Here is a 7905-nt window from a genome sequence, read left to right as displayed (position 1 = left end):
GGTTCCCCCCCAAAGGCCGCCTGGGAGGGGGAGGAGGCGGGGCCGCTGCGGGGCGTGCCCGGGGGGGGGCGGGGGGCCCCCCTGCTCCCCCCCCCCGCCGTTCCCCGCCCCGGCGTGGTCGAGTTGACGGTCACCGCCCCGCGCGCCGCCCGGGAGATCGGCGTCGCCTGGCTGGCGGGCCGTGCGGACACCCCGCCCGTGGCCGCGTTCAAGAAGTTCCTGCTCTCGAGAAGGGGGAGCCTGCTGCCCTCCTGACCCCAGGGGCCCACCAGTCCCTACCGGCGCAAGGACTTGCCGAACCCCACCGCCAGCGGCATCCGCAGCCCCAGCGGCGGCGGGGCGGCCAGCGCGTCCTCCACCGGGCGCGAGAACGACTGCCCGAAGAGGGAGCCCATCACGAAGTCCGCCGCCAGCGCGGCGACCTCCTCCCGGTACTGACGCAACCCGTGTCCGTCGGAGTGCACTTCGAAGCGGCACACCGCCCGGTTGGCCTTCTTCGCCCGCGAGGCCAGCCGGAACGACAGTTCGGGGTCGCTGCGTTCGTCGTTCGTGCCGTGCACGATCAGCACCTGCCGGCCGACCAGCTGCTTCACCGGTTCGGGCGGTGCGGCCACGTCCTCCTCCGGCAGCCAAGGAGCGATCGCCAGCACCGAGTTGACGGCCTCGTGCCCCGCGGCGCGCAGGGCCGCCCGGCCGCCCATGCCGAGGCCGGCCAGGCAGACGGGTACGTCGCCGTAGCGCCGTACCGCCTCGTCGGCGGCCCAGGCGGCGTCCCGGGCGAGGTGCGCCTCGGTGCCGTTCCAGCCGCGGTAGCGGTAGTGCACGACATGCGCGGCCAGCCCCTCGTCCCGCCCCGCCCGCGCCACCCGGCGCCCCAACGCCCGTACGGACGCGGCCGCCAGCAGTGCGGAGGGTCTGCGGCCGGACACCTCGTCACCGCCGGGGAGCAGCAGCACCACTCCGCTCACCGCCGTCCCCTCCGGGCCGAGCGTCCGCCCCAGCCGGGCCTGTCGGACCGGCGTCGCTTGCTGTGCCATGGCAGAACATTCTCAGAAGACCGGGTGTACGCCACCTGTCCGTGCAATCACCGTTACATATCGGCGGAGCTGTACACCGAGGCGCCGCGTTCCGCCCGCATTCACGTTCCTGTGCGTTCGCCCCGCGTTCTACGCGCGTAGGAGTTAGAGTGCGGAAATGACGAGCCAGAACACCGCGCAGAGCGCCGCGGGGAACACCGCGAAGGCAGGGAAGGCGCCGACGCCGGACCAGATCCGCCGGGCGCCGAAGGTTCTGCTGCACGACCATCTCGACGGCGGGCTGCGTCCCGGCACGGTCGTCGACCTCGCCCGTGAGACCGGGTACCCGGGCCTGCCCGAGACCGACCCCGACCTGCTCGGCACCTGGTTCCGGCAGGCCGCCGACTCCGGGTCGCTGGAGCGGTACCTGGAGACCTTCTCGCACACCGTCGGCGTCATGCAGACCCGCGACGCCCTGGTGAGGGTCGCCGCCGAGTGCGCCGAGGACCTCGCCGAGGACGGCGTCGTCTACGCCGAGGTGCGGTACGCCCCCGAGCAGCACCTGGAGGGCGGGCTCACCCTGGAAGAGGTCGTCGAGGCCGTCAACGAGGGCTTCCGGGAGGGCGAGCGGCGCGCCCGGGAGAACGGCCACCGCATCCGCGTCGGCGCCCTGCTCACCGCGATGCGGCACGCCGCCCGCTCCCTGGAGATCGCCGAACTCGCCAACCGGTACCGCGACCTGGGCGTCGTCGGATTCGACATCGCGGGCGCCGAGGCCGGCTACCCGCCCACCCGGCACCTGGACGCCTTCGAGTACCTCAAGCGCGAGAACAACCACTTCACCATCCACGCCGGCGAGGCCTTCGGGCTGCCGTCCATCTGGCAGGCCCTCCAGTGGTGCGGCGCCGACCGGCTCGGGCACGGAGTGCGCATCGTCGACGACATCCAGGTCCACGGGGACGGCACGGTCAAGCTCGGACGGCTCGCCTCGTACGTCCGGGACAAGCGCGTCCCGCTGGAGCTGTGCCCCAGCTCCAACCTCCAGACCGGCGCCGCGGCCTCCTACGCCGAGCACCCCATCGGCCTGCTGCGCCGGCTGCACTTCCGCGCCACCGTCAACACCGACAACCGGCTGATGTCCCACACGAGTATGAGCCGGGAGTTCGAGCACCTGGTCGACGCATTCGGTTACACGCTCGACGACATGCAGTGGTTCTCCGTCAATGCGATGAAATCAGCGTTCATTCCTTTCGATGAACGACTGGCCATGATCAATGACGTCGTCAAGCCCGGATATGCCGAGCTGAAGTCCGAATGGCTGTTCCAGCAGACGGCTGCGACCAGCGACTATTCGGAGGATGGGCGATGAAGGGGGTCGCACGGTAATACGGGGAGGCGGACCGGCGTTCACAATCCGTCCGCATTTCGATGTTTGCCGCGCGGGGCGGGGCGTGTTTACGGTCGAGCACCGCTCACATCCCCGCAATACGAGGACGCATTTCATGAAGCAGTCTGCTGTCAAGACCCTCGGTGTCGCCGCACTCGGCGCCGTCTTCGCCGCCGCCGGTGCCGGCGCGGCCTCCGCGGCCCCCGAGCTCCCCAACACCGCGCAGACGGTGGACTCCGTCGCCCGCACCCTCCCCGCGCAGACCGTCTCCCAGGTGGCACCCGGCGCGGGCAACGCGCTGGAGCAGGGCCGTCGCGTCTCCGGCACCGGCCTGACCGCCGCGCAGCCGGTCGTCGAGCAGGTGGTCGCCGAGCAGCTCGCCGAGGGCCCGACCGAGCCGGTCGCCAAGCAGCTCGGCGGTGTCCCGGTGCAGGGACTGCCCACCAAGGGCCTGCCGGTCAACGGTCTCGCGCTCGGCGGCTGAGTCCCGCCCTCCCCGCACGCGCCGACGGGGCGCACCCGGCGACACCGGGTGCGCCCCGTCGGCGTACCAGAGGGGAGGGGTGTGCGTCACCAGGCCGTGCGCGCCGCCTTCTCCTCGGAGGGGAGCAGCAGCCACAGGGCCAGGTACAGCAGGAACTGCGGGCCGGGCAGCAGGCAGGAGACCACGAAGATCACCCGCATCGTGGTGGTGGAGGTGCCGAAGCGCCGGGCCAGCGCGGCGCACACTCCGCCGATCATGCGGCCGTGGGTGGGGCGGGCGAGGCGGGACATCGCGGCTCCTTCGTGAGCGTGTGGGCGGGGCTGCCGTTCGGCTTCCCCTTCATCTGCCCTCCACGCTACGGAGACGAACGGAACATAGCATCGCTCTACGGGGCGATCCCGACCCTGGGAATCGTCGGGGTCCGACCCTGAGCGGGCTCCTCCCGGGGGACGTCCTCCCGGCCCTCCCGCCGGTACCTGCGGCGGAGCCGGGCGCGGCCCGCCGGGACGACGGCCAGGTGCACGAGGGCCACACCCGCCGTGTTCAGCAGCAGCGAGTCGACGTCGACGACCTGCCCGGGCACCCCGGTCTGCAGCAGCTCGATGCCCAGCGACAGCAGGATGGCCGCGGCCGTGGTGCGCAGGAGCGAGGCCAGCGGCGAACCGGTCAGCCGCCCCCCGGCCATCGGCAGCAGTACGCCGAGCGGCGCCAGCAGCGCGAGCGCCCCGCCGAGGGAGCGGGCCGCCCCGGGCCAGCCCAGCGCCACGTCCGCGCGGATCCCGTCGAACGGGTGCAGGTTGGGCGGCAGTACCCAGGGGACGTCCAGCGGGCGCAGCGTGTACCAGGCGACGAACGCGAGATGTGCGACCAGGAGAACACTTCCTGTCACACGGATGCGGAGCGCGGCGCTGCCGCCGGGGAACCCATGACGCTGCACGTCCCCCTAGACGCGGCCTTCGCCGCGCGCGGTTCCGGTCTCTCCCGCGCGAGGATGAGGCTTGCGCCACACGGCCCCCACGCGGGGCGGTCAGCCGTCCTTGACCTCGGTGGCCGGCGGCTCGTTGCTGCCCGGCCGGGCCCGCACCTCGTCCGTGCAGGCGTAGCGGCGGGCGGGCCGGTCGCCGGGCCCGGCCAGGACGACCGAGCCGTCCCCCTCGGCCGCCGCCGAGTCGGAGAACGTGCAGACGACCTGGGCGAGGGCGTACGAGGTCAGGTCGTCGGGCGCGGTGCTCAGCCGCAGCGTGTCGTCGGGGTCGCCGGAGCGCGGGCCGGTCACGGCGATCCCGCGCCGGACGTCCGTCGTGTACCCGGCCTCCTTCTCGGCGGCCGACGGCGACGCCGCGAGCTGGTCGAGCAGCCCCTGCGCCACCAGCACCCGCCGCCCCGAGTCGGACGCGCCGTCCGGCACCCGCACCGTGCGGTCCACCGCCACCAGCGACGAGCCGCACAGCAGGAACACCTGGACCGGCACGCCGGCCGCGTCCCGCGCCGACGCGTCCGGCTCGGCGAGCGAGCAGCGCACCCGCGAGGGCGCCGGACCGTAGTCCGTGGGCACCTCCGTGGCGCGGATGCCGCACCCGGCGAGCAGTGCGGTCAGCGCGGCCAGCACCGCGAGCCCGGGCCGTGCCGGCAGGCGGCGTACGGTCATCAGACCTGTCCCTTCGCGTCCTTGCCCCTGCTCCCGTCGTCCGGGACGCCCCCGGTGCCGCCGTCGTCGCCGTCGCCGGCGTCCTCGTCCGTGGGCGGCGACGGGTCCTGCGGCAGCCGCAGGACGAACACCGCACCCCCCTCGGGCGAGTTCTCGGCGGTGATCCCGCCGCCGTGGATGTGCGCGTTCTCCAGGGCGATCGACAGGCCGAGCCCGCTGCCCTCGGAGCGCGGCCGGGAGGCGCTCGCCTTGTAGAAGCGGTCGAAGACGTGCGGCAGGACGTCCTCGGGGATGCCGGGTCCGTGGTCCCGCACCCGGATGACGATCTCGTCGTCCGCCCGCGCCACCGACACCCGGACCGGCGAACCGCCGTGCTTGAGCGCGTTGCCGATCAGGTTGGCCAGGATCACGTCCAGCCGGCGCGGGTCGAGGCGGGCGTGGATGCCGCGCTCGGCGTCCAGCTCGACGGCGTCCAGCCAGGCGCGGGCGTCGATGCAGGCGGTGATCTGGTCGGCGACGTCGACGTCGTCCAGGACCAGCCGGGCGGTGCCCGCGTCGAAGCGGGTGACCTCCATCAGGTTCTCCACCAGGTCGTTGAGCCGCCGGGTCTCGCTCACCACCAGCCGGACCGCGGGCTCGACCATCGGGTCGAAACTCCCGCCCTCGCCCTCGAACTCCAGCTCCTCCTCCAGAACCTCCGTCACGGCGGTGAGCGCCGTCAGCGGCGTACGCAGCTCGTGGCTCATGTCCGCGACGAAGCGGCGGGAGGCCTGCTCGCGGCCCGCCATGTCCGCGACCCGCTTCTCCAGGTTCTCGGCGGCGCTGTTGAACGTACGTGACAGATCGGCCAGTTCGTCGGTTCCGGACACCCGCAGCCGGGTGTCCAGCCTGCCCTCGCCCAGGCGCCGCGCCGCGACCCCCAGCCGGTGCACCGGCTTGAGCACGGTCGTCGCCAGGGCCTGCGCCAGCAGCGCGGAGCCGAGCAGCGCGAGCGCGGTGGCGATCCCCAGCGACCAGGCCAGCGAGTTCAGGTCCTTGGCCTCCGGTTCCAGCGACTTGAGCATGTAGCCGGTCGGCCCGCCGCCGATCACCTTCGTGCCGGCCACCAGGTACGGGGTGTCGTCGTCGGTGATCCGCTGCCAGTACAGGTGGTACGGGTGCTTGTTGGCGGAGGTGAGCTTCTGCTCCTTGTTCACCGCGGTGCGCAGCGACTCGGGCACGTCGGAGAGCGCGAAGCCGTCCAGGCCGCCGGAACTGCCGAACACGGTGTCCCCGTCGGCGTCCTCGGCCACCAGCAGGACGCCGAACCGCTGGCTGCTGTTGGCCATCTGCCCGGCGGTGTGCTGCAACTCGTCCTGCGTGGGGTGCTCGGAGAGCGCGCCCGCCCGGTTCTGCATCTCCTGCTCGAAGTCGCGCAGCACGGCGTCCTGGGTGCGGGTGAGCACCGCCTCCCGGTTCAGCCAGTAGGCGATGCCGGACGCGGACACGGCGGCGGTCAGCGCGACCAGCCCGAAGACGAGGACCAGCCGCAGCCGCAGGCTGGTGAAGCGCAGCCAGGACCAGACTCCCTTGCGAGCCGCGGTCCAGCCGCGTGAACCCCCCTGGTGTTCCTCCGTCACTGAGGCGGATCCAGCCGGTAGCCGACACCCCGCACGGTACGGATCAGGGTCGGGGACGAGGGTACGTCCTCGACCTTGGCGCGCAGCCGCTGCACGCAGGCGTCCACCAGCCGGGAGTCACCGAGGTAGTCGTGCTCCCACACCAGCCGCAGCAACTGCTGCCGGGACAGCGCCTGCCCCGGCCGACGGCTCAGTTCCAGGAGCAGCCGCAGCTCGGTCGGCGTCAGCTGGAGGTCCTCGCCGTTCTTCGTCACGGTCATCGCCGAACGGTCGATGACCAGGCCGCCGAAGCTCGCCGAGTCGCTGGACTCCCGTTCCCCGCGCCGCAGCACGGCCCGGATCCGGGCGTCGAGGACCCGGCCCTGGACCGGTTTGACGACGTAGTCGTCGGCACCCGACTCGAGACCCACGACCACGTCGATGTCGTCGTTGCGCGCGGTCAGCAGGATGATCGGCAGCTGGTCGGTGCGCCGGATGCGACGGCACACCTCGAAGCCGTCGATGCCGGGCAGCATCACGTCCAGCACGATCAGGTCCGGCCGCTGCTCGCGCAGCAGCTTCAGACCGTCCTCACCGCTGGCAGCGGTGGCCACCCGGTGACCCTGTCGGCTCAGCGAGAGCTCCAGGGCCGTGCGGATGGCGTCGTCGTCCTCGATCAGCAACAGGGAAGGCACGGGCTCATTCTGGCCCATGGAGGGGCCGGTGTTCGACCCGTGGGTGCGGAAGCGGGCCCAGCGCGCCGCCGGACCCTGTGAAGGAACGGTGATCCAGCCGTGACGGACCCCTGTGACAGGTCTGTGACAGTCGACGGACACGGCCATGAAGTCGCGGCGGCAGGATTTTGGTCAGCACAGTGAGCCGAACACCGGAAGTCCACGACGGGGGGCGCGAGATGAACACGCTGAAGGGCACCACCAGCGCAGTGGTCACGCGCCTGCACGACGTGCACGGACACCGGGGTTCCGAGAAGTCCGGCGCCGCGACCGGGCGGGGGTGCGTTCGCGGCGCCGGGCGTCAGCACACCGGGTACATGACGGTGGTCGACGCCCGCCAGGGGGAGACGCACGGGGGAACCGCGTACGGGGAGGCAGAGGGGGAGCGCCGCTCCCTGTCGGAGGCGGAGTTCACCGCCTACGTCCAGGAGCGCCGCGCCTCCCTGTACGCCACCGCCTACCACCTGACCGGCGACCGCTTCGAGGCCGAGGACCTGCTGCAGAGCGCGCTGTTCTCGACCTACCGGGCGTGGGACCGGATCAGTGACAAGGCGGCGGTCGGCGGATACCTCCGCCGCACCATGACCAACCTGCACATCAGCGCCTGGCGGCGCCGCAAGCTCAACGAGTACCCGACCGAGGAACTGCCGGAGACGCCCGGCGACATGGACGCGATGCGCGGCACCGAGCTGCGCACCGTCCTGTGGCAGGCGCTCGCCCGGCTGCCCGAACTCCAGCGCACCATGCTGGTCCTGCGCTACTACGAGGGCCGCACGGACCCGGAGATCGCGGACATCCTCGACATCAGTGTCGGCACGGTGAAGTCCAGCATCTGGCGCTCGCTGCGCCGGCTGCGCGAGGACGAGGTCCTCAGCTTCGGCCGTGACCGGGAGGACGCCTTCGGCGAACTCGTCGCCTGAAGGCAGCGGGGCAGGGGGTCGGGGGGCCCGCGAAAAAAAGTACGAGCCGGGGTGTATCAGGGGGAGGATGCCGGGCTCTTACTCACGGGGAAGCACCACGGGGGAACAACGGGGGACC

At 72.4% G+C, this 7905-nt stretch carries 9 protein-coding genes and 1 pseudogene; 4 read left to right on the top strand and 6 right to left on the bottom strand.

Annotated features, from left to right (window positions below):
- A pseudogene (locus DMH12_RS22510) lies at positions 1 to 255 on the top strand (LysR family transcriptional regulator); the annotation flags it as partial.
- A 20-nt stretch (positions 256 to 275) separates the two neighbouring features.
- Here the strand turns inward: DMH12_RS22510 and DMH12_RS22505 are convergent.
- Complete coding sequence (locus DMH12_RS22505; protein ID WP_125493303.1) at positions 276 to 1037, bottom strand: alpha/beta hydrolase; 762 nt, start codon at positions 1035 to 1037, stop codon at positions 276 to 278.
- A gap of 157 nt (positions 1038 to 1194) precedes the next feature.
- Between DMH12_RS22505 and DMH12_RS22500 the strand changes: the two genes are divergently transcribed.
- Together DMH12_RS22500 and DMH12_RS22495 are read left to right on the top strand one after the other, a co-directional pair.
- On the top strand, positions 1195 to 2385 hold the full coding sequence (locus DMH12_RS22500; RefSeq protein ID WP_125493302.1) for an adenosine deaminase: 1191 nt from the start codon (positions 1195 to 1197) through the stop codon (positions 2383 to 2385).
- A 133-nt stretch (positions 2386 to 2518) separates the two neighbouring features.
- Positions 2519 to 2887, top strand: a complete 369-nt coding sequence (locus DMH12_RS22495; RefSeq protein WP_125493301.1) for an ATP-binding protein — start codon at positions 2519 to 2521, stop codon at positions 2885 to 2887.
- A gap of 86 nt (positions 2888 to 2973) precedes the next feature.
- Here the strand turns inward: DMH12_RS22495 and DMH12_RS22490 are convergent, their stop codons facing one another.
- The 5 genes from DMH12_RS22490 to afsQ1 all read right to left on the bottom strand — a co-directional run bounded on the left by DMH12_RS22490 (position 2974) and on the right by afsQ1 (position 6828).
- Positions 2974 to 3177 (bottom strand): PspC domain-containing protein, encoded by a 204-nt coding sequence (locus tag DMH12_RS22490; protein WP_064729508.1) that lies wholly within the window; start codon positions 3175 to 3177, stop codon positions 2974 to 2976.
- Between the two features lie 95 nt (positions 3178 to 3272).
- Entirely contained in the window at positions 3273 to 3824 is a 552-nt protein-coding gene (locus DMH12_RS22485; RefSeq protein ID WP_125493300.1) for a VanZ family protein, read from the bottom strand.
- A gap of 90 nt (positions 3825 to 3914) precedes the next feature.
- Positions 3915 to 4535: a hypothetical protein gene (locus DMH12_RS22480; RefSeq protein WP_125493299.1), complete on the bottom strand. Its 621-nt coding sequence runs from the start codon at positions 4533 to 4535 to the stop codon at positions 3915 to 3917.
- The gene (locus DMH12_RS22475) at positions 4535 to 6154 is read right to left on the bottom strand and encodes a HAMP domain-containing sensor histidine kinase (protein ID WP_125493298.1); all 1620 of its coding nucleotides are present in this window, start codon (positions 6152 to 6154) and stop codon (positions 4535 to 4537) included. Before DMH12_RS22475 ends, DMH12_RS22480 begins: the two co-directional genes overlap by 1 nt.
- A complete protein-coding gene (gene afsQ1, locus DMH12_RS22470) occupies positions 6151 to 6828 on the bottom strand; it encodes a two-component system response regulator AfsQ1 (protein WP_159394623.1) in 678 nt (225 codons plus the stop codon). The genes DMH12_RS22475 and afsQ1 overlap by 4 nt, the downstream gene beginning before the upstream one ends.
- Before the next feature lie 218 nt (positions 6829 to 7046).
- Here afsQ1 and DMH12_RS22465 point away from each other — a divergent pair, with 218 nt between their 5' ends.
- Positions 7047 to 7787, top strand: a complete 741-nt coding sequence (locus DMH12_RS22465; protein ID WP_125493297.1) for a SigE family RNA polymerase sigma factor — start codon at positions 7047 to 7049, stop codon at positions 7785 to 7787.
- The last annotated feature ends 118 nt before the right edge of the window (positions 7788 to 7905 follow it).

The organism is Streptomyces sp. WAC 04229, assembly GCF_003947455.1.
Taxonomy (GTDB): domain Bacteria; phylum Actinomycetota; class Actinomycetes; order Streptomycetales; family Streptomycetaceae; genus Streptomyces.
Note: the sequence above shows the minus strand (reverse complement) of the source record. Positions and strands in the feature narration are given on the sequence as shown.

Bases quoted from the DNA above. Each gene is read 5' to 3' on its own strand.
- DMH12_RS22495 (WP_125493301.1), top strand. From the start codon at position 2,519: ATGAAGCAGTCTGCTGTCAAGACCCTCGGTGTCGCCGCACTCGGCGCC.
- DMH12_RS22465 (WP_125493297.1), top strand. From the start codon at position 7,047: ATGAACACGCTGAAGGGCACCACCAGCGCAGTGGTCACGCGCCTGCAC.
- DMH12_RS22480 (WP_125493299.1), bottom strand. From the start codon at position 4,535: ATGACCGTACGCCGCCTGCCGGCACGGCCCGGGCTCGCGGTGCTGGCC.
- DMH12_RS22500 (WP_125493302.1), top strand. From the start codon at position 1,195: ATGACGAGCCAGAACACCGCGCAGAGCGCCGCGGGGAACACCGCGAAG.
- DMH12_RS22505 (WP_125493303.1), bottom strand. From the start codon at position 1,037: ATGGCACAGCAAGCGACGCCGGTCCGACAGGCCCGGCTGGGGCGGACG.
- DMH12_RS22490 (WP_064729508.1), bottom strand. From the start codon at position 3,177: ATGTCCCGCCTCGCCCGCCCCACCCACGGCCGCATGATCGGCGGAGTG.